Origin of the sequence: Nocardia neocaledoniensis (assembly GCF_003182135.1) — a bacterium.
GTDB lineage: Bacteria > Actinomycetota > Actinomycetes > Mycobacteriales > Mycobacteriaceae > Nocardia > Nocardia neocaledoniensis.
This window is the reverse complement of record NZ_QGTL01000003.1, coordinates 97,804-117,237: the sequence shown is the minus strand read 5'-3', so window position 1 is coordinate 117,237 and position 19,434 is coordinate 97,804. Positions and strand designations below refer to the sequence as shown.

The following is a 19,434-nucleotide window of genomic DNA, read 5'->3' as shown; positions in this document are numbered from 1 at the left end:
GCTGAACCGGCCGCCCGGTCGGCGAGGAGTCCAGCATGTCGCAGACACCGGAGTTCCCGTTCCTGCACCCGGGGGAGTTGGTCGCGGGTGGTTCGCGGCTCGGGCCCGGCCAGCTCGGCCCCGAGCAGCGCCGCACCGCCTGGGAGCGCCTCGGCAAGGATCAGTTCGACGTGCTGGTCATCGGCGGCGGCGTCGTCGGGGCCGGCATCGCGCTCGACGCGGCCACCCGCGGCCTGTCGGTGGCGCTGGTGGAGGCCCGCGATCTGGCCTCCGGCACCTCGAGCCGCTCGTCGAAGATGTTCCACGGCGGGCTGCGCTATCTCGAACAACTCGAATTCGGCCTGGTCAGGGAGGCGCTCAAGGAACGCGAGCTGGCGCTGTCGACGCTGGCGCCGCATCTGGTGAAGCCGCTGCGGTTCCTGTACCCGCTCACCCACCGGATCTGGGAGCGGCCCTACGTCGCCGCGGGCCTGACCCTCTACGACACCATGGGCGGCGCGAAATCCGTGCCGGGACAGCATCATCTGACCCGGCACGGCGCGCTGCGGTTGGCGCCGGGCCTGCGCAGGGATTCGATGATCGGCGGCGTCACCTACTTCGACACCGTCGTCGACGACGCCCGCCACACCATGACCGTGGCCCGCACCGCCGCCCACTACGGCGCGGTCATCCGGACCTCCACCCAGGTCGTCGGCCTGCTCAGGGAGGCCGACCGGGTGGTCGGGGTGAAGCTGCGCGACACCGAGGACGGGCGCACCGCCGAGGCGCGCGCGAATGTGGTGATCAACGCGACCGGCGTGTGGACCGACGAGGTGCAGAGCCTGTCGCGCCAACGCGGCCGCTTCCATGTGCGGGCGTCCAAGGGCGTGCACATCGTGGTGCCCCGCGACCGGATCGTCAGCGACGCGGCGATCATCCTGCGCACGGCCACCTCGGTGCTGTTCGTCATCCCGTGGGGCGCGCACTGGATCATCGGCACCACCGACACCGACTGGAACCTCGACCTCGCCCACCCGGCGGCCACCAAGGCCGACATCGACTACCTGCTCGACCGGGTGAACGAGGTGCTGGTCACCCCGCTCACCCACGCCGACATCGACGGCGTCTACGCGGGCCTGCGGCCCCTGCTGGCCGGCGAGAGCGACGAGACCTCCAAGCTGTCCCGCGAGCACGCCGTGGCCAGGGTCGCCCCGGGGCTGGTGAGCATCGCCGGCGGCAAGTACACCACCTACCGGGTGATGGCCGCCGACGCGATGGACGAAGCGGCACAGGACATTCCGGCGCGGGTCTCGCCGTCGATCACCGAGAAGGTGGCCCTGCTCGGCGCCGACGGCTACTTCGCCCTGGTGAACCAGACCGTGCAGCTGGCCGAGCACTACGGCGTGCACCCGTACCGCATGACGCACCTGCTCGACCGCTACGGCTCGGTGGTCGACGAGGTGCTCTCGCTGGCCGTCGGCAAACCCGAACTGCTGCAACCGATCACCGACGCGCCTGCCTACCTCCAGGTCGAGGCCGTGTACGCCGCCGCGGCCGAGGGCGCGCTGCACCTGGACGACATCCTGGCCCGCCGCACCCGCATCTCGATCGAATACCCCGACCGGGGCGCGCACTGCGCCGAGCAGGTCGCCCACCTCGTCGCGCCCGTCCTCGGCTGGGATGTCGACGAGATCGACCGCGAGGTGGCCACCTATCAGGCGCGGGTGCGGGCCGAGATCGAATCCCAGACCCAGCCCGACGACGCGTCCGCCGATGCGCTGCGGGCCGCCGCCCCGGAACCGCGGCCGCAGCTGCTGGAACCGGTGCCGCAGGACCGATGACCGCGCCGGATCAGACGCCGACGCCCTGCAACCGGCGCAGTTCCACGGCGCTGTGCGCGCAGAAGACCGTGACCTCGTCGCCGTGACCGCGCAGGAGCTCACGCAGCCGTTCCTGATTGGCGACGCGCGCGGCGGGGACGGTCTGCACGAGACGTTCGAACAGGGTGGCGCCCGACGGCTGATGCGGGTGCTCCAGATCGACCTGGCCGGGGTGGAAGTAGGCGTCGCCGACGGAGAACTTCCAGCCGTCGCCGGTGTCGATCGCGATGCCGGCGTGGCCCCTGGTGTGCCCCGCCAGCGGGATGAGCAGCAATTCGGCCGGTAGCCCGCGCAATTGACGCACCGCGTCGAAGCCGAACCAGGATTCGCCCAGTTCGTCGTAGCTCTCCCACTGTGGGCCGTGCGCGAATTGGGCCGCGCGATAACGGAACTTCTCGCGCGGGCCGTAGTGACCCTCGAGCGCGCGCAGTTCGGCGCCGTAGACATGGACCTTCGCCTGCGGGAAGTCCGCGAGGCCGCCCGCGTGGTCGAGATCGAGGTGGGTCACGACGATGTCGGTGACGTCCTCCCTGCGATAGCCGAGCGCCTCGATCCGGCGGGCCACCGTGCGCTCGAGTTCGAGAACCGGGCTGGTCATCCGGATGAACTGGCGGCCGAGCCATTCGTCGGGCCTGCGCACCGCGCCCTCGCCGATGCCCGTTTCGATCAGGACGAGGCGGTCGTCGAGCTCGATCAGCACACAGTGGCAGACCATCTCGGCGCGGAGGGTGAGGCCGCTGACGCCGTCGAGCAGGCGGCCGCCGAGGGGGCGCATGGTGCCGCCGTCGAGGTGATGGATTCGCATCAGGAGAGCTCCCGTTCGAGTGTGGCGCGCAGGTGGTCGGCGACCGTGCGCAGGGGGGTGAGGTCGCGGCGGGTGCGGGCCAGCAGGAGGCCGCCCTCGAGCATGGCCAGCGCGACGGTGGCCAGTTCGTCGGCGCGGCGGTCGGGAATGCCCTTGGCGCGCAGGAACTCCTCGATGGCGGTGCGCCAGGATTCGAATCCGGTGACGCAGGCTTCGCGGATCGGTTCGCTGTCGCCGCCCGCGTCGAGCGCGATGGTGGCGATGGGGCAGCCGCGCTGGAAGTCCGAGTCGGTGAGCATCGCGCCGAGCGCGTCGAACACGCCGTCGACGTCGCCGTGGTCGAGGGCGGCCGCGAGCGTCGCCCGCAGCGCCTCCGCCGATTGGACCAGCGCCTCGGCGGCGAGCTGTTCCTTGCCGCCGGGGAAGTGGAAGTAGAAGGAACCCTTGGGCGCGCCGCCCGCGCTGACCAGCTGGTTGACGCCGGTGGCGTGGTAGCCCTGGGTGTGGAACAGGTCGGCGGCCGCGTCGAGGAACCGCTGCCGGGAATCCGTGCGTGGAGTCACTCCCCGAGCGTAGCTCGAGTATGACGACCGGTCTAGTTATTGGGCTCGGGTTGGCAGCGGGGACAGAAGTAGATGCCGCGTTCGCGCTGGGTGATGCGGTCGGCGGGGTCGTCCTCGCCGAGCAGACGGGTGACGATGGCGGTGCCGCAGCGGGGGCACGGCCGCCGGGTGCGGCCGTAGACCATGGGGCGCCACGGTGGCTCGTGCGCGGCTTTGCCCAGCACGCGATGGGCCTCGTCGACCAGGGCGGGCAGATCGGCGATGTCCCCGGTGGGGGTGGCCGGGTGCACGCGCCGTAGGAAGCAGATCTCGCTGCGGTAGATGTTGCCGATCCCGGCCAGGTTGCGCTGGTCGAGCAGGGCAAGGCCGACCGCCCGGGCGGGGTGTGTCTCGAGCCTGCGCAGCGCCTCGGCGCCGTCCCAGTTCGGGCCGAGCAGATCGGGGCCGAGATGGTCGATGACGGTGTGTTCCTCGCCGCGCGGCAGCACCTGCACCTTGCCGAGTGAGAAGCCGACGGCCTCGACCTCGTCGGTGGCGAGCACGACCCGGGCGGTGACGCGCGGCTTGGTCCAGCGCTGGCCGCAGTGGAACACCCGCCAGACGCCCTCCATCTTCAGATGGGTGTGAATGCTGACGCGGTCGGTGCGGATGAACAGGTGCTTGCCGTAGCTGCCGACCTCGGTCACGAGATCGCCGACGAGGTCAACGGTGGCGTAGCGCGGCACGCGGAAGTCGCTGCGGGTGAGCGTCTTTCCGGCCAGCGCGGTGCGCAGCCGCTCGGCGGTGCGGAAGACGGTGTCGCCCTCGGGCATCCGGCTACACCTGCCTGCGCAGGCGCAATCCGCGCGGCGTCATCGAGAAGCCCGCTTCCACCAGGACGTCGGCGAAGGTGTTGCCGTGCACGGATTCCCCGTTGGCCTTGTCGATCACCAGGCTGTCGACGCGGCGCTCGTGCACCAGGCCGGCGAGCGCGACCGCGGCCGTGCGGCGGAGCCCGGGGTCCTCGGTGAAACTGAGCAGCGTCTTGCCGCCGCGCTCGACATAGAGCACCAGCTCGCCGCCGACCAGCACCACCAGGGCGCCCGCCTTGCGGCCGGGACGATGCCCGCTCTCGGCGTCGCCCTTGGGCCACGGCAGGGCGGCGCCGTACGGGTTGGCGGGATCGCAGGCGGCCATGGCCAGCGCGGCACCGGGCTGGGCGGCGCCGCGGTCGGTGTCGAACGAGCGCAACCGGTCGACGGTGTCGGTGGTGGAGAACTGGGCGCCGCCGAGGGTGTCGACGAAATAGCCGCGTCGGCACCGGCCGCGGTCCTCGAATTCGGTGAGCACCCGGTACATCAGCGCGAAACCGCCCGGCACACCCTCGTTCTGGACCGATCCGCGCGTCAGGACGCCGTAGCGTTCCAGTAACTGGTCGGCGGTGGCGTGGGCGCGAAGGGTGTTGTCCCGCACGCGTTCCGGCAGGATCGACCAGCGGCCCGCCAGCGTCGGCGGGCCGGAACGGGTCGGCATGGACGGCCGCGGCAGGTAGGCGCGCCCGCGGGGTGCCCGGCGCGGGGTGCGGTGCGCGGTGGTGCTGCGGGTGGTGCCCGAGAGCAGGGCGCGGACCGGCGCGAAGGTGTCGCCGGCGAGGTAGCCGGCCCAGACCAGCTGCCACAGGGCATCGCCGACGGCCTTGTCGTCGAGCAGGCCGGTGGCATCGGAGAGCTGCCGGAAGAAGAACGCGCCGCCGCCGCGCAGGGTCTTCGGCAGGCGGAAGGCCTGGCCGTGATCCCCGGTGTGCGCTCCACCGATGTCGCCATGCACAGCGTCGGTGTCCCGCCGGCCAGGTGTGGAGTGCTGGGGTGACCGCGCGACCGATTCGGCACGCGGCTCGGTCCGGGAGCCGGCCTGGTCGGCGGTCGCGGTGGGCGGGGCGGCGGATTTCGGCGTGGCATCGGTCGCGTCGAGGTCGACCGGGGGGTGCCGGTCGGCCGGCCACGGCTCCAGTTCGGCGCCCAGGGCGGCGAGGAGGCCGAGCTGGATGTCGGTGGGGTCGATGTCGTCGGGCGGCGGCAGGGTGTACGGCGCCTGGTCGGCCAGGTGCAGCGCGATCCAGCCGTCCTTGGCGGTGATCGCGCCGTGCCCGGACCAGATCACCTCGCCGCTCGCCATCAACTCGTCCAGCATGGCGGGGGAGTAGTCGCGGACCCGGGTCGGCAGGATCAACGACTCCCAGGCCGAGGCCGGAATCGGCACGCCCGCGAGCTGTTCCACCACCGTGGCGACGCCGTCGATACCGCGCAGCTCCCCGGAACCGACGTGCTGCCAGGCGGGCAGGAAGCGGCCGAAGGCGGCGGTGGTGACCGGCTCCACTTCGTGCCTGGCCGCCGCCAGTGAGCGGCGGCGCAACCGGCGCAGCACCTGGGCGTCGCACCATTCCGTCCCCGCCGTGGCCGGCGTGAATTCGCCCTCTACCACGCGCTTCTCGGCCAGCAGGTGGTGCAGCGCCGTCGCCGCGACGGCGCTGCCGAGCCCGAAGCGAGCCGCCACGTCGGCGGTGGTGAACGGGGCGTGGGTGCGCGCGTACCGGCCGACGAGGTCGCCGAGCGGATCGGGCACCGGCTCGATGAAGGCGGCGGGCACCCCGATCGGCAGCGGCACACCGAGCGCGTCCCGCAGCCGCGCGGCATCCTCCACGGCGACCCACCAGGTACGGCCCGCGAACGAAACCTCCAGTGCCCGACGGGCATCGCGCAATTCGGCGAACCAGGTCGGTGCGTCGGAATCGGCGAGGGGATCAGCGCCTGAGCCGTCGAGGCTCCCGGCGGCACCGCGCTCCGAATCGGCCACGCCCGCTCCCGCGGGACCACCATCGTGCGGCTCGGCGCCGGCGGTCTCCCGTTCGGCAGGCGCGGCACCCAGGTGGGACTCACCGCCGATGCCGCTGTGCCGCGGCTCGATGGGTCCGCGGGGAAGGTCCGGAGACGCGGGTTCGGAGGACGTGGCCTGAGCGCCACCGCGCCGCACACAGCGGGCCGCGGCCTCATCGGGAGTGAGCGGGCCGAGCAGGCGCAACAGGTCGGCCAGGCCCTCGGCGTCGCGAGCCCAGCGTTCCGGGGTGAGTCGCTGGAGTTCGCGTTCGGTGAGGGCGAGGACCTCCGGGTCGAGGAGTTCGCGCAGTTCGACCCGGCCGAGCAGTTCGGCCAGCAAGCTGGAATCCAGCGCCAGCGCGGCCGCGCGGCGTTCGGCCAGCGGGCTGTCACCGTCGTAGAGGAACTGGCCCACGTAGGAGAACAGCAGGGCGTTGGCGAACGGCGACGGGCTCGCGGTCTCGACATCGATCAGCCGCACCTCCCGGCGCGCGACCTTGGTGAGCAGGTCGCGCAGCGAGGGCAGGTCGTAGACGTCGCGCAGGCACTCTCGCACCGTCTCGAGCAGGATCGGGAACTCCGGGAATTTGCGTGCCACATCCAGCAATTGGGCCGAGCGCTGCCGTTGCTGCCACAGCGGCGCCCGCTTGCCGGGATCGCGGCGCGGCAGCAGCAGCGCCCTGGCCGCGCACTCGCGGAACCGGGACGCGAACAGCGCCGACCCGCCGACCTGCTCGGTGACGATGTCGTCGATCTCATCGGGTTCGAACACGAACAGTTCGGCGCCGGGCGGATCGTCGGTGGTGTCGGGGAGCCGGACCACGATGCCGTCGTCGGACGCGGTGGGCGCGGCGTCGATGCCGAAGCGCTCCTGCAGCCGGGCGCCGACGGCCAGCGCCCACGGCGCGTGGACGGGGGTGCCGAAGGGGGAGTGCAGCACCAGCCGCCAGTCACCGAGCTCGTCGCGGAACCGTTCGACGATCAGGGTGCGGTCGGTCGGCAACTGACCGGTCGCCGTGCGCTGTTCGTCGAGCAGGCCGACCATGTTGGCCGTCGCGTTCTGATCGAGGCCCGCGGTGCGGACGAGCTGATCGAGGCGGGCGGCGGGCTTGCTGAGCTCGCCACCAGGTGAGCCCATCCCCGCCACGATGCGGGCGAGCTCGTCACCGGGCACCTGACCGGCGGTCCGCACGAATTCACCCAGCGCGGAACCCAATTCGGCAGGCCGGCCCAATCCGTCGCCGTGCCAGAACGGCAGCCGCCCCGGCAGCCCGAACGCGGGCGTCACCAGGACCCGGTCGAAGGTGATCTCCTCGATCCGCCAGCTGGTCGCACCGAGCGCGAACACGTCGCCGACGCGCGACTCGTAAACCATCTCCTCGTCGAGTTCGCCCACCCGCGAGGCCTTTTCGCCCACCATGAAGACCGCGAACATGCCGCGATCGGGAATGGCGCCGCCGGAGGTGACGGCCAGCCGCTGCGCGCCGGGGCGGCCGGTGAGCGTGCCCGCGTCGCGGTCCCAGACCACGCGCGGCCGCAGTTCGGCGAACTCGTCGGAGGGATAACGGCCCGCCAGCAGATCGAGGACGGACTCGTACGCCGACCGCGGCAGGCTCGCGTAGCTGCCGGTGGCGCGGACGATGTCGAACCAGCCGTCGACGTCGATCGGTTCCAGGGCGCACGCGGCGACCGTCTGCTGGGCGAGGATGTCGAGCGGATGCGCCGGGATCTGCAGCACCTCGATCTCCCCGGCCAGCATGCGCTGGGCCGCCACGGTGCAGTGGATGACATCGGTGCGGTGCTTGGGGAACAGCACGCCACGCGACACCTCACCCACCTGGTGCCCGGCCCGGCCGACCCGCTGCAGCCCGCTGGCCACCGAAGGGGGCGCCTCCACCTGCACCACCAGGTCGACCGCGCCCATGTCGATGCCGAGCTCGAGACTGCTGGTGGCGACCACGCAGCGCAGCCGCCCGGTCTTGAGATCGTCCTCGATGATCGCCCGCTGTTCCTTGCTCACCGACCCGTGGTGGGCCCGCGCCAGCAGCTGATCGGCGCCGTGGATCACCTCGGTGGACGGACCCAGCTGCGCGGGGGGCGCGTGCTGGGTCTCCACCGGTTCGCCCAGGCGCGTGGCGTAGGCCTCGTTGAGCCGGGCCGTGAGCCGTTCGGCGAGCCGTCGCGAGTTCGCGAACACGATCGAGGACCGGTGCTCGAGCACCAGGTCGACGATGGCCTCGTCGACGTGCGGCCAGATCGAGCCGGGCTGCTCGGAATCGCCGGGGTCGGTCATGTCGGCCACCGGCACCCGCACCGACAGGTCGAAGGTCTTGGGCGCGGGCGGCCGCACGATGGTGATGGGCGCCGAGCCCACCAGGAAACGGCCGACCTCCTCGGGCGGGCGCACCGTCGCCGACAGTCCGATCCGCTGCGCGGGCCGCTCGGTGAGCTGGTCGAGCCGGGCCAGCGACAACGCCAGGTGCGCGCCCCGCTTGGTGCCCGCGATGGCGTGCACCTCGTCGACGATCACCGTGTCGACCTGCGCCAGGCTCTCCCGCGCGGCCGAGGTGAGCAGCAGGAACAGCGACTCCGGCGTCGTGATCAGGATGTCGGGCGGGGTGCGCTGCATGGCCCGGCGCTGCGCGGGCGTGGTGTCGCCCGAGCGCACCCCCACCGAGATCTCCGGCGGATCGAGCCCGAGCCGTTTCGCGGTCTGGGTGACCCCGACCAGCGGCGCCCGCAGATTGCGCTCCACGTCCACCGCCAGCGCCTTGAGCGGCGACACGTACAGCACCGACGTGCCGCGCGGCGTCCCGGGCTCCGGCGCGGGCCGGTTGGCCAGCCGGTCGATCGCCCACAGGAAGGCCGACAGTGTCTTGCCGGACCCTGTCGGCGCGATGACCAGCGTGTTCTCGCCCCGCGAGATGGCATCCCACGCGCCGAGCTGGGCCGACGTGGGCCCGGCGAAAGCCCCGTCGAACCACTGCGCCGTAGCGGGTGAGAACCGTTCCATGGGATTCAGTGTGCACCGCGGCACCGACAAACCCGTCCAGGTGAACGGCGTCACTGTGACCGGCGCTACTCTGGGCACTCGTGCAAACGGTGCTCAGAGTCGACCTCGTCGGCCACGGCCTGACCGAGGCGGTGCGCAAGGCGCGATTCCCTGTTGACGAACCCCTGGACGAGTCCGGGCGGGCCGCGGTGCGTGCGTACGCCGTGCCGCCCGACGCGCAGGTGCGGACCGCGCCGGAGCGGCGGGCCCGCGAGACCGCCGAGGCGCTGGGCGTGGTGGGCGAGCTCGACGCGCGATTACGCGACCTCGACGCGGGCTCCTGGCGCGGTACCGAGATGAGCTCGCTGGCACAGGATCAGTTGTTCGCGTGGCTGACCGATCCCGAATTCCGTGGGCACGGTGGCGAATCGGTGACCGACCTGGTGGACCGGGCGCGCTTCTGGCTGGCCGAGATCGCCTCGGCGGGCCGCGACACGGTCGCGGTGACGCATCCCGCGGTGATCAGGGCGGCGCTGCTGGTGGTCCTCGACGCGCCACCGAAGTCGTTCTGGCGCATGGACATCCCACCCGGCAGCGTCACCCGCCTGCACTTCCGCGGCACATGGACTCTGCGTCTGGGCTGACCGGGAAACGAAGAAAGGCCCCGGAAGAATCCGGGGCCTTTCGACCAGTAGCGGGAACAGGATTTGAACCTGCGACCTCTGGGTTATGAGCCCAGCGAGCTACCGAGCTGCTCCATCCCGCGTCGTAAACACCACTGTACACGGCCCGACGCGGATGACGAAATCGCTTTCTGATCAGCCGAAATGTATGCCCTGGGCCAGCGGCAGCTCGGTGGAGTAGTTGATGGTGTTGGTCGCCCTGCGCATGTAGGCCTTCCAGGAATCGGACCCGGACTCGCGCCCGCCGCCCGTGTGCTTCTCGCCGCCGAACGCGCCGCCGATCTCCGCGCCGGAGGTGCCGATGTTGACATTGGCGATGCCGCAATCGGATCCGGCCAGGAACAGCTCGGCCTCGCGCTGGTCGAGGGTGAAGATCGCCGAGGAGAGGCCCTGTGTCACATCGTTGTTCAGCGCGATGGCGGACTCGATGTCGTCGTAGGTGAGGACGTAGAGGATCGGCGCGAACGTCTCCTCGCGCACCAGCTCGGTCTGCGCCGGCATGCGCACGATGGCCGGCCGCACGTAGTAGGCGTCGGGCCCGACCAGCTCCACTCGCTCACCGCCGCAGACGATCTCGCCGCCCGAGTCGACCGCCCGCGAGAGCGACTTCTGCATGGCGGTGAAGGCGCGCTCGTTGATCAGCGGGCCGACGAGCACGCCCTCGTCGAGCGGATTGCCCACGCGCAGTTGGCCGTACGCGGCCGCCAGGCGCTCGACGAGCCGGTCGGCGACGGAGGTGTGCGCGATCAACCGGCGCAGGGTGGTGCAGCGCTGGCCCGCGGTGCCGGCGGCCGCGAAGACGATGCCGCGCACCGCCAGCTCCAGATCGGCGCTGGGCGCGACGATCGCGGCGTTGTTGCCGCCCAGTTCCAGCAGGCATCGACCGAACCTGGCCGCCACCTTCGGCGCGACCGTGCCGCCCATCCGGATCGAGCCGGTGGCGCTGAGCAGCGCCACCCGCGAGTCCTCGACGAGGGTCTCGCCGACCGCGACCCCGCCCTGGACCAGCTGGTGCACTTCGGGATCGGCGCCCACATCGACCGCGGCGCGGCGCAGCAGTGTGTGACAGGCCAGCGCCGTCAGCGGGGTGGTCTCCGAGGGCTTCCACACCACCGTGTCCCCGCACACGAGCGCGATCGCGGTGTTCCACGACCACACCGCGACCGGGAAGTTGAACGCCGAGATCACCCCGACCACGCCCAGCGGGTGCCAGGTCTCCATGAGCCGATGGCCCGGCCGTTCCGACGGCATGGTCGCGCCGTACAGCTGGCGCGAGAGGCCGATCGCGAACTCGCAGACGTCGATCATCTCCTGCACTTCACCCAGCGCCTCGGCGCCGATCTTGCCCGCCTCCAGCGTCACCAGCTCGGCCAGCTCGGCCTTGTGCGCGACCAGCAGTTCGGCCAGTCGGCGCACCAGCGCCGCGCGGACGGGCGCGGGAACGGTGCGCCAGCTCTCGAAGGCGGTGGCCGCCCGGTCGATCGCGGCGTCGACGGCGGCGGGGGTGTCAGCGGTCAGCTGGAGCAGGGTGCCGCCGGAGATGGGTGTGCGGGCGAGCCAGGCGCCCGGCTCCGGCACGCTGGCCCCGAGGCCGTGCAGCAGGGCCCTGGCGCGCAGCGAGAGCTGCTCGGAGAAGTGCTCGGTCACGGTGTGGGTCATCGCTGCTCACCTTCTGCTCATTGGTACGGCTCACGGAAAAGTTGGGTCGAATTCGGTGGGGGAACAGAAAGAAGTTTTCCCCGCGCGACCCTCGCGCTGGGTTAGCCTTCGCTGATGGCGGATACACCGGCGAGACCTCAGCTCGACGACATCGATCGACTATTGATCAAAGAACTCATGAGCGATGGTCGCGCCACGTTGTCGAACCTCGCGGAGAAGGCCAGCCTCTCGGTCTCGGCGGTCCAGTCGCGGGTCCGCAGGCTCGAAGCGCGCGGGGTGATCCGCGGATACGCGGCACACGTGGACCCCGAGGCACTCGGGCACCTGTTGTCGGCGTTCGTCGCGATCACTCCTCTCGACCCGTCCCAGCCCGATGACGCGCCCGCCCTGTTGCAGCACATCCCCGGGATCGAGGCGTGCCACTCGGTGGCGGGCGAGGAAAGCTACGTGCTGCTGGTCCGGGTCGCCTCCCCGCGGCATCTGGAGCAGCTGCTGCAGGAGATCAGAGCCACCGCCAATGTGCGGACGCGCAGCACCATCATCCTGCAGACATTCTACGACAGGTAACGATTCCTCGTAATAGTTCCGCGATTTCGTAGAGGTTCCGTAAATATTTGCGTACCCTCGGTGGCGTGACCATCGAACTGGAGCGCCCCGGCGCGGCGGTCACCCCCGCCAACCGGGTCAACGAAATCCTGTCCTCGCACATCCTCGCGGACGGCTTCGAGCTGGTGCTCGATCTACACAAGTCGCACGGCCGCACGCTCATCGACGAGCGCGACGGCACCGCCTACCTCGACATGTTCGGCTTCTTCGCCTCCAATGCGCTCGGGATGAACCATCCCGCGCTCGCGGACGACGAGCGCTTCCGCGCCGAACTGGCCACCGCCGCGATCAACAAACCCAGCAACTCCGACATCTACACCGTGGAGATGGCTCGCTTCGTCGAGACCTTCGCCCGCGTGCTCGGTGATCCAGCGCTACCGCATCTGTTCTTCGTCGACGGCGGTGCCCTCGCGGTCGAGAACGCCCTCAAAGTGGCCTTCGACTGGAAGAGCAGGCACAACGAATCGCACGGCCGCTCACCGGATCTCGGCACGAAGGTGCTGCATCTGACCGGGGCGTTCCACGGGCGCAGCGGCTACACGCTGTCGCTGACCAATACCGATCCGATCAAGACCGCGCGCTTCCCGAAATTCGACTGGCCGCGCATCGAGACGCCACATCTGTTCGCGGGACCCGACATCGAGGCACTGGAGGCCCGCGCCATCGCGCAGGCCGCGCAGGCCTTCGCCGACCATCCGCACGACATCGCCTGCTTCATCGCCGAACCGATCCAGGGCGAGGGCGGCGACCGGCACCTGCGCCCGCAGTTCCTCGGCGCCATGCGGCGGCTGTGCCACGACAACGACGCGCTGTTCGTGCTCGACGAGGTGCAGACCGGCGTCGGTATGACCGGAAGCACCTGGGCCTACCAGCAATTGGACGTGCAGCCCGATGTCGTGGCCTTCGGCAAGAAGACACAGGTGTGCGGGATCATGGCGGGCGGCCGGGTGGACGAGGTACCGGACAACGTCTTCCGGGTGAGCTCGCGGCTGAACTCCACCTGGGGCGGCAATCTCACCGACATGGTGCGCACCCGCCGCATTCTCGAAGTGCTGGAGCGGGATCGGCTGATCGAGAAGTCGGTGCCGCTGGGTGCCTACCTGCTCGGCGAGCTCACCCAGCTCGCGACCGCGCATCCGGACAAGGTGAGCGAGCCGCGCGGCCGCGGCCTGATGTGCGCGATCACGCTGGCCTCCCCGGATCTGCGGGACCGGGTGGTGACGGCGCTGCGCGAACGTCAGCACGTGCTGCTGCTCGGCACGGGCGAGCGGGGCATCCGGTTCCGGCCGCCGCTCACCGTCACCGAGGACGAACTCCGGCACGTCGTGGACGCGCTCGACGCGGTGCTCCTGCGCGAACACCTGTAGCGCACCGGGGTCGCCCGCCGAAGCCACCGCGCTTCGGCGGGCGTCCCGCTATTCGGCGACGGTCACGCGGTGACGGTGAGTCCGAGTGCGCCCGCGACGAACCGGTGCACCGAGGCCAGGCCGGCGGCCAGCGCCTCGTCCTCGCCGGGTCTGGCCCAGCCGGTGACGGTGGCGGTGCCGTCCGGGCCGGGCGTCACGCCGATCTCGGCGACCAGTTCCGCGGTGGTCGGCACGCAGACCGCCCAGGAGAAGTGGCTCTCGTCGGCCCACTGCGCGGCGCGGGTCGCGACGTAGCCGGGGTCGGTGACGCCGCCGTCGGCGAGCGCGGGGCGGTCGTCGATGCGGTCGTCGGCGCGCAGGGCGCGCAGGTACCAGGAGCCTGCGTTGATCTCGATCGGTTCCACGGGCCGAGCCTAGTGCGGCGGCTAGCGGTAGTACGGCGTGGCCTGCACCCAGTGGAATCCGCGGGAGACGGCCGGGAACTGCGACAGGTCCACCAGGTCCAGCCGCATGCGCACCGCACGGCCGCCGAGCGTGCCCTCCAGGATCAGCTGATCCGGTCGCGGCCGGACGTAATCGAAGACCGCGATCTTCCACTGGTGCCCGGTGTCCTTCGACAGCGTGATGGTGTGCCGCTCGGTGTCGACGCGCGCGGGGAACGACACCAGGGAGTCGTCGAGCCGCTGGGCTGTCATGCCCTGCGGGATGTCGAAGATGATGCGGCGGAATCGTTCCGTGGCGCTCGGGAGCCTGGCGTCGTCCGGTGCGCGGAAGTCGACGAGAGCGGGGACCGCCTCACCCGCCACCGAGTACTCGGTGACGTTCCAGATGCCGTAGAGCGGGGACTTCGGCCGCGCACCGCCGTAGGTGTGCCACCCGTCGTAGGCCTCGACGGTCGTCGCGCACAGCAGCCACAGACCGAGCAGCACCTGGGTGACCGACAGAATCCGCCGGCCGCGTGGCGTGGTGACTGGCAGGGCTGGTGTGTGGGCGGGCACGTGGTGGCCGAGCAGTGCTCGCACGATCCGGACGAGGTGCGGCGCCGCCAGGATCGCGGCGAACAGGAGTACCTGCAGGGCGAACAGCTTCACCGGCACGTCGAAGGTGAGATTCACCAGCACCACCTGCAGCGCCACGAGCACGGCGAGTACCGCGCCGAGGCCCGCGGTGAGCGGCAGGATCAGCAGCAGCGCGGCGGTGACTTCCGCGGCGCCCAAGGCGATTTCGTACGGTTCCGAGAGCGAGGACTGCGCCCACAGCACCGCCATCGGGCTCATGTGCCCGAACGGTTCGACCAGCCGCTCGAGGTTGAACGACATCTGCGTGGGCAGCACCTTGATCATCCCGTACAGCAACAGCGCGCTGACCAGGGTGAACCGCAGCAGCAAACGGAACCACGCGAACAGGCGCACGTAGTTCGGGCGGTGACGGTCGAGCACCGACCACACGGCGGTGACCGGCACGGCCACCAGGATCAGGGAGCACACCGCGATCCATTTCGCCGCCGTGTCGCCGCTGCCGGTGACGGCGTAGTCGATTCGCACATCGAACACGTGCGCTCCGATCCAGTCGGTGAGGGGACCCAGCGCCGTCCACTCGGCGACCCCGGCCACCGTCGCCGGCGGCAGCCCCAGGGTGCGCAGCAGCGCGTGCAGCAGCCACGCCCCCGCCATCCCGACACCGACCGTCACGAACGCGAACCGGAACAGGACGAGGACAGCCGGATGCCACCGCTCCACGGATTCCGGACCGAGGTCGTGACGAGCGACCTCGGGCTCTCGCCGAGCCAACACCTCTGTACTCACCCGTCACTCCCACGTTCGACCGCCCCTACGGGGGAAACGCTATGGGCGCGAGCCGAACCGGGGAATCCGGCAAAGTTGTTGCCCCGAGGATTCGGGCCAGTGGTTCAGGCGGGGCGCACCGCCGGGCCGAGCAGCGTGTGCACGGCGGAACGGCCGATCTCGAGCGCGCGGGTGAGCAGGTCGGTGTCGCGGGCGGCGCTGTCGATGGCGGGGGAGTCGGCGGGCGGATGGACCTGCAGCACGCGCGTGCCGAGGCCGGACAGGAAGTCGTCCTCGACGGCCTGCTGACCCGGCCGCTGCGACCACGCCCGGAACGCGCCGGGCGCGATGGCGCGCATGTAGCCGCCGCCGACCACGCGATGCAGCCACGGCGCGGGCGGGCGGACCTCGTCGGTGCGGCGGGTGCGCAGCACCAGGGCGTGCGTGCTGCCCGCCGCGACCGCCGAACGGATCGGCACGGTCTCGGACAGTCCGCCGTCGAAGTAGCTGCGGCCACCGAGCGTCACCGGGGGACCGGCGAGCAGGGGCAGGCCCGCCGAGGCGCGCAGCGCGGTCATCAGCGTGGTCTTGTCGACGATGTGCGGGCCGAGGTCCACCGGCTCACCGGTGCGGACGTCGGTCGCGATCGGATGGAAGGTGGTGGGGTTGGCCAGAATGGCCGGGAAGTCCATCGGCTCGATGCCGTCGTAGACCTGGTGGACGAGGTAGCGCAGGTCGAATACGGGCCGCCCGCGCAGGATCCGCACCGGGTCGACCACGCGCCGCATGATCGCCGCGTCGGTCCAGGACCGCATCCCGGTCGCGGCGCGCCCGCACAGCAGCCACGCGCCGTTGATCGCCCCGGCCGACGTGCCGTAGACCGCGTCGAACACCCCCGACAGGCCCAGTTCCTCGATGGCCTGCACCATGCCGCTGGAGTACACCCCGCGGCTGCCGCCGCCCTCGATCACCAGCGCCAGCCGGTGCCCGTCCGCGCGGTCGCCCGCCGCGCGCCGCCGCCGGATCACCTCGGCGACCGTGGCCGGACCCGGAGAAGCCGACGGGTCCTGATCGATCTGCGCAGTGCTGGTCACCCGATCCACGATACGACAGCGTGCGGGCGTCCGGCCTGGCACGAAGGCTGATCTTCGCCACTCGTTCACCCGGGCTGCGGGCGCTGTTGGGGTGGAACGAGAACGGGCGCCGGTCGATGTCGACCGGCGCCCGCGCTACGTCTGCGTGCTACTTGATCTCCGCCAGGACCGTGCCCTGAGTGATCGCGGCGCCCGCCTCGACGCTCAGCCCGGTGACGACACCGGCCTTGTGCGCGTTGACCGGGTTCTCCATCTTCATGGCCTCGAGCACCACGATCAGGTCGCCCGCCTCGACGGTCTGGCCCTCTTCGACGGCGACCTTCACCACGGTGCCCTGCATGGGCGCGGTGACCGCGTCACCGGAGGCAGCACCGGCGCCGGCACCGCCGCGCTTGCGCGCCTTCGGCTTCTTACGGATGACGCCCGCGCCGTTACCGGCCGAACCGGCGGCACCGCCACCGAGGGTGAACTGACCGGGCAGCGACACCTCGACGCGACGGCCACCGACCTCGACGACGACCTTCTGCCGGGGCAGGGCCTCCTCGTCGTCCTCGGCGACGCCACCGGCCGTGAACGGCTCGATGGTGTTCTTCCACTCGGTTTCGATCCACTTGGTGTAGACGTCGAACTTCTCGCCGTCGCCGATGAACGCCGGGTCCTCGACGATCGCGCGGTGGAACGGGATGACCGTGGCCAGGCCGTCGACCTCGAACTCGGCCAGTGCGCGCCGGGCGCGCTGCAGGGCCTGCTCGCGGTTCTCGCCGGTGACGATCAGCTTGGCCAGCATCGAGTCGAACTGACCGCCGATGACGCTGCCGGCCACGACGCCGGAGTCGACGCGCACGCCGGGGCCCGAGGGCTCGCGGTACACGCTGACCGGGCCGGGGGCGGGCAGGAAGCCGCGACCGGCGTCCTCACCGTTGATGCGGAACTCGAAGGAGTGGCCACGCGGGGTGGGGTCTTCCTTGATGGTCAGCTCTTCGCCGTTGGCGATGCGGAACTGCTGACGCACCAGGTCGATGCCCGCGGTCTCCTCGGTGACCGGGTGCTCGACCTGCAGGCGGGTGTTCACCTCGAGGAAGGACACGGTCTCGCCCTGCACCAGGTACTCCACGGTGCCGGCGCCGTAGTAGCCCGCCTCGCGGCAGATGCGCTTGGCCGACTCGTGGATCTTGGCGCGGACCTCGTCGGACAGGAACGGCGCGGGCGCCTCCTCGACGAGCTTCTGGAAGCGACGCTGCAGCGAGCAGTCGCGGGTACCGGCGACGACGACGTTGCCATGCTGGTCGGCGATGACCTGGGCCTCGACGTGGCGGGCCTTGTCGAGGTACTGCTCGACGAAGCACTCGCCACGGCCGAAGGCGGCGACGGCCTCACGGGTCGCCGACTCGAACAGCTCGGGGATCTCCTCGATGGTGTGCGCGACCTTCATGCCGCGACCACCGCCACCGAAGGCGGCCTTGATGGCGACCGGGACGCCGTACTCCTTGGCGAAGGCGACGACCTCGTCGGCGTTCTTGACCGGGTCCTTGGTGCCCGCGGCCATCGGGGCCTGCGCCCGCTCGGCGATGTGGCGCGCGGTGACCTTGTCGCCCAGGTCGCGGATGGACTGCGGCGAGGGGCCGATCCAGATCAGCCCGGCGTCGAGGACGGCCTGGGCGAAGTCGGCGTTCTCGGAGAGGAAGCCGTAACCCGGGTGGATGGCGTCGGCGCCGGACTTGGCCGCGGCGTCGAGGATCTTGTCGAACACGAGGTACGACTCGGCCGAGGTCTGACCGCCGAGGGCGAACGCCTCGTCGGCGAGCTTCACGAAGGGAGCGTCGGCATCGGGCTCGGCGTACACCGCGACGCTGGTGATCCCCGCGTCCTTGGCAGCCCGGATCACGCGGACCGCGATCTCGCCGCGGTTAGCTACGAGTACCTTCGTGATCCGTGCGCTGGCATGGCTGGGCACTGAGCCTCCTGTGTGCAATCTTTGGTCGCTTCGGGGGACGGGTCGCCGTGTAGGCCCCGTGCCCGGTATCGACAACTTTCGTCTCGGGCGAGTGTAGGCAGTGTGCCAATTCGGCCCGCACTCGGCTAGCCCTACTGTCGAGTAGGTCGCAGGTCACACTACTCGCCGTGCCGGGCTGTGAACACGTTTCAATTGATCCCGCTATGGCTGCCCGGTTCGGCGCCGCGCGCGATGGGCAGGCGCACCGAATTCCCCCATTCGATCCACGAGCCGTCGTAATTGCGCACCGACCTGCGACCGAGCAGGAAGGCCAGGACGAACCAGGTGTGGCTGGAACGCTCGCCCACCCGGCTGTAGACGACCAGGTCCTCGGCGGGCAGCGCGCCGTAGACCGCGTCCAGCTCGGCCCTGCTGCGGAAACGGCCGTCCGGCCCGCAGGCGGCGGTCCACGGGATGTTCACCGCCGACGGGATGTGCCCACCGCGCAGCGCCGCGTACTCCTGATCGAGCGGCTTGTCCTCGAGCTCGCCGGAGTACTCCTGGGCCGAGCGCACGTCGACCAGCGGGGCACCGAGCCGGGCCAGGACATCGTCGCGGAACGCGCGCGCGCGCGAGTCGTCCCTGGCGACGAGGGGGTAGTCGCTGGGCGCGAGGACGGGCAGGTCGAAGGTGGTGTCGCGCTCCTCGGAGATCCAGGCGTCGCGGCCGCCGTCGAGCAGGCGCACGTCCTCGTGGCCGAAGAGGGTGAAGATCCAGGCGGTGTGGGCGGCCTGGGCGTTGCCGCGGTCGCCGTAGATCACCACGGTGTCCTCGCGCTGGATGCCCTTGGCCCGCATCAGCTCGGTGAAGCGCGGGCCGTCGACGTAGTCACGGGTCACCGGGTCGCTCAGGTCGCCACGCCAATCGATCTTGACCGCTCCCGGGACATGGCCGATGTCGTAGAGCAGGATGTCATCGTTGGACTCGATGATCCTCACCCCGGGCACTCCGATGTTTGCGGAGAGCCATTCTGTGGTTACCAATCGATGCGGGACTGCGTAGGAACCGAAGGCGGGGTGCGGATCCGGGGCGACGGGCACGGTGTGGTCCTTCACGCGAGAGTATGGGCGGGTGCGACAGTGTGATCTCGTCGCAGCCGATGGTATGTCTGTGGTGGCACATCACGAATCGACACAATGGTCGAATAAAGCGCAGGGCCGTCCGATAAAGTCTCTGG

General features: G+C 70.8%; 14 protein-coding genes and 1 tRNA gene. 4 read left to right on the top strand and 11 right to left on the bottom strand.

Going from position 1 to position 19,434, the window contains the following annotated elements; genetic code table 11:
* Positions 1–35: 35 nt before the first annotated feature.
* Positions 36–1,820, top strand: coding sequence for a glycerol-3-phosphate dehydrogenase (glpD, locus tag DFR69_RS08755; protein ID WP_232996833.1), 1,785 nt, complete (start codon positions 36–38; stop codon positions 1,818–1,820).
* 10 nt (positions 1,821–1,830) lie between these two features.
* Here glpD and DFR69_RS08750 read toward each other — a convergent pair whose 3' ends face one another.
* The 4 genes from DFR69_RS08750 to DFR69_RS08735 are packed head-to-tail and all read right to left on the bottom strand — an operon-like array spanning position 1,831 to position 9,092.
* Complete coding sequence (locus tag DFR69_RS08750) at positions 1,831–2,664, bottom strand: MBL fold metallo-hydrolase (RefSeq protein WP_110036992.1); 834 nt, start codon at positions 2,662–2,664, stop codon at positions 1,831–1,833.
* Positions 2,664–3,227 (bottom strand): TetR/AcrR family transcriptional regulator, encoded by a 564-nt coding sequence (locus tag DFR69_RS08745; protein WP_110036991.1) that lies wholly within the window; start codon positions 3,225–3,227, stop codon positions 2,664–2,666. Before DFR69_RS08745 ends, DFR69_RS08750 begins: the two co-directional genes overlap by 1 nt.
* 32 nt (positions 3,228–3,259) lie before the next feature.
* Positions 3,260–4,039 (bottom strand): Fpg/Nei family DNA glycosylase, encoded by a 780-nt coding sequence (locus DFR69_RS08740; protein ID WP_110036990.1) that lies wholly within the window; start codon positions 4,037–4,039, stop codon positions 3,260–3,262.
* 4 nt (positions 4,040–4,043) lie between these two features.
* Complete coding sequence (locus DFR69_RS08735; protein ID WP_110036989.1) at positions 4,044–9,092, bottom strand: Lhr family ATP-dependent helicase; 5,049 nt, start codon at positions 9,090–9,092, stop codon at positions 4,044–4,046.
* An 80-nt stretch (positions 9,093–9,172) separates the two neighbouring features.
* Here DFR69_RS08735 and DFR69_RS08730 point away from each other — a divergent pair, with 80 nt between their 5' ends.
* Complete coding sequence (locus DFR69_RS08730; protein ID WP_110036988.1) at positions 9,173–9,715, top strand: histidine phosphatase family protein; 543 nt, start codon at positions 9,173–9,175, stop codon at positions 9,713–9,715.
* Positions 9,716–9,763: 48 nt separating this feature from the next.
* On the opposite strand, the gene DFR69_RS08725 is transcribed toward DFR69_RS08730, so the two are convergent.
* Both DFR69_RS08725 and amaB read right to left on the bottom strand, forming a co-directional pair.
* Positions 9,764–9,837, bottom strand: a tRNA-Met gene (locus DFR69_RS08725).
* Between the two features lie 52 nt (positions 9,838–9,889).
* Positions 9,890–11,413, bottom strand: a complete 1,524-nt coding sequence (gene amaB, locus DFR69_RS08720) for an L-piperidine-6-carboxylate dehydrogenase (protein WP_110036987.1) — start codon at positions 11,411–11,413, stop codon at positions 9,890–9,892.
* Positions 11,414–11,527: 114 nt separating this feature from the next.
* Between amaB and DFR69_RS08715 the strand changes: the two genes are divergently transcribed.
* Entirely contained in the window at positions 11,528–11,980 is a 453-nt protein-coding gene (locus DFR69_RS08715; protein WP_071926582.1) for an Lrp/AsnC family transcriptional regulator, read from the top strand.
* Between the two features lie 65 nt (positions 11,981–12,045).
* On the top strand, positions 12,046–13,386 hold the full coding sequence (gene lat / locus DFR69_RS08710; protein ID WP_110036986.1) for an L-lysine 6-transaminase: 1,341 nt from the start codon (positions 12,046–12,048) through the stop codon (positions 13,384–13,386).
* A gap of 62 nt (positions 13,387–13,448) precedes the next feature.
* Here the strand turns inward: lat and DFR69_RS08705 are convergent, their stop codons facing one another.
* The 5 genes from DFR69_RS08705 to DFR69_RS08685 all read right to left on the bottom strand — a co-directional run bounded on the left by DFR69_RS08705 (position 13,449) and on the right by DFR69_RS08685 (position 19,297).
* Positions 13,449–13,790, bottom strand: a complete 342-nt coding sequence (locus DFR69_RS08705; protein WP_110036985.1) for a hypothetical protein — start codon at positions 13,788–13,790, stop codon at positions 13,449–13,451.
* 21 nt (positions 13,791–13,811) lie between these two features.
* The gene (locus DFR69_RS08700; protein ID WP_146229235.1) at positions 13,812–15,191 is read right to left on the bottom strand and encodes a DoxX family protein; all 1,380 of its coding nucleotides are present in this window, start codon (positions 15,189–15,191) and stop codon (positions 13,812–13,814) included.
* A 104-nt stretch (positions 15,192–15,295) separates the two neighbouring features.
* Complete coding sequence (locus DFR69_RS08695; protein ID WP_110037509.1) at positions 15,296–16,264, bottom strand: patatin-like phospholipase family protein; 969 nt, start codon at positions 16,262–16,264, stop codon at positions 15,296–15,298.
* A 148-nt stretch (positions 16,265–16,412) separates the two neighbouring features.
* A complete protein-coding gene (locus tag DFR69_RS08690; protein WP_110036983.1) occupies positions 16,413–18,218 on the bottom strand; it encodes an acetyl/propionyl/methylcrotonyl-CoA carboxylase subunit alpha in 1,806 nt (601 codons plus the stop codon).
* Positions 18,219–18,406: 188 nt separating this feature from the next.
* On the bottom strand, positions 18,407–19,297 hold the full coding sequence (locus DFR69_RS08685; RefSeq protein WP_110037508.1) for a sulfurtransferase: 891 nt from the start codon (positions 19,295–19,297) through the stop codon (positions 18,407–18,409).
* Positions 19,298–19,434: the final 137 nt, after the last annotated feature.

Excerpts from the sequence above, each read along its gene's own strand:
- DFR69_RS08735 (WP_110036989.1), bottom strand. The coding sequence starts at position 9,092 with ATGGAACGGTTCTCACCCGCTACGGCGCAGTGGTTCGACGGGGCTTTC.
- DFR69_RS08715 (WP_071926582.1), top strand. The coding sequence starts at position 11,528 with ATGGCGGATACACCGGCGAGACCTCAGCTCGACGACATCGATCGACTA.
- DFR69_RS08740 (WP_110036990.1), bottom strand. The coding sequence starts at position 4,039 with ATGCCCGAGGGCGACACCGTCTTCCGCACCGCCGAGCGGCTGCGCACC.
- amaB (WP_110036987.1), bottom strand. The coding sequence starts at position 11,413 with ATGACCCACACCGTGACCGAGCACTTCTCCGAGCAGCTCTCGCTGCGC.
- glpD (WP_232996833.1), top strand. The coding sequence starts at position 36 with ATGTCGCAGACACCGGAGTTCCCGTTCCTGCACCCGGGGGAGTTGGTC.
- DFR69_RS08750 (WP_110036992.1), bottom strand. The coding sequence starts at position 2,664 with ATGCGAATCCATCACCTCGACGGCGGCACCATGCGCCCCCTCGGCGGC.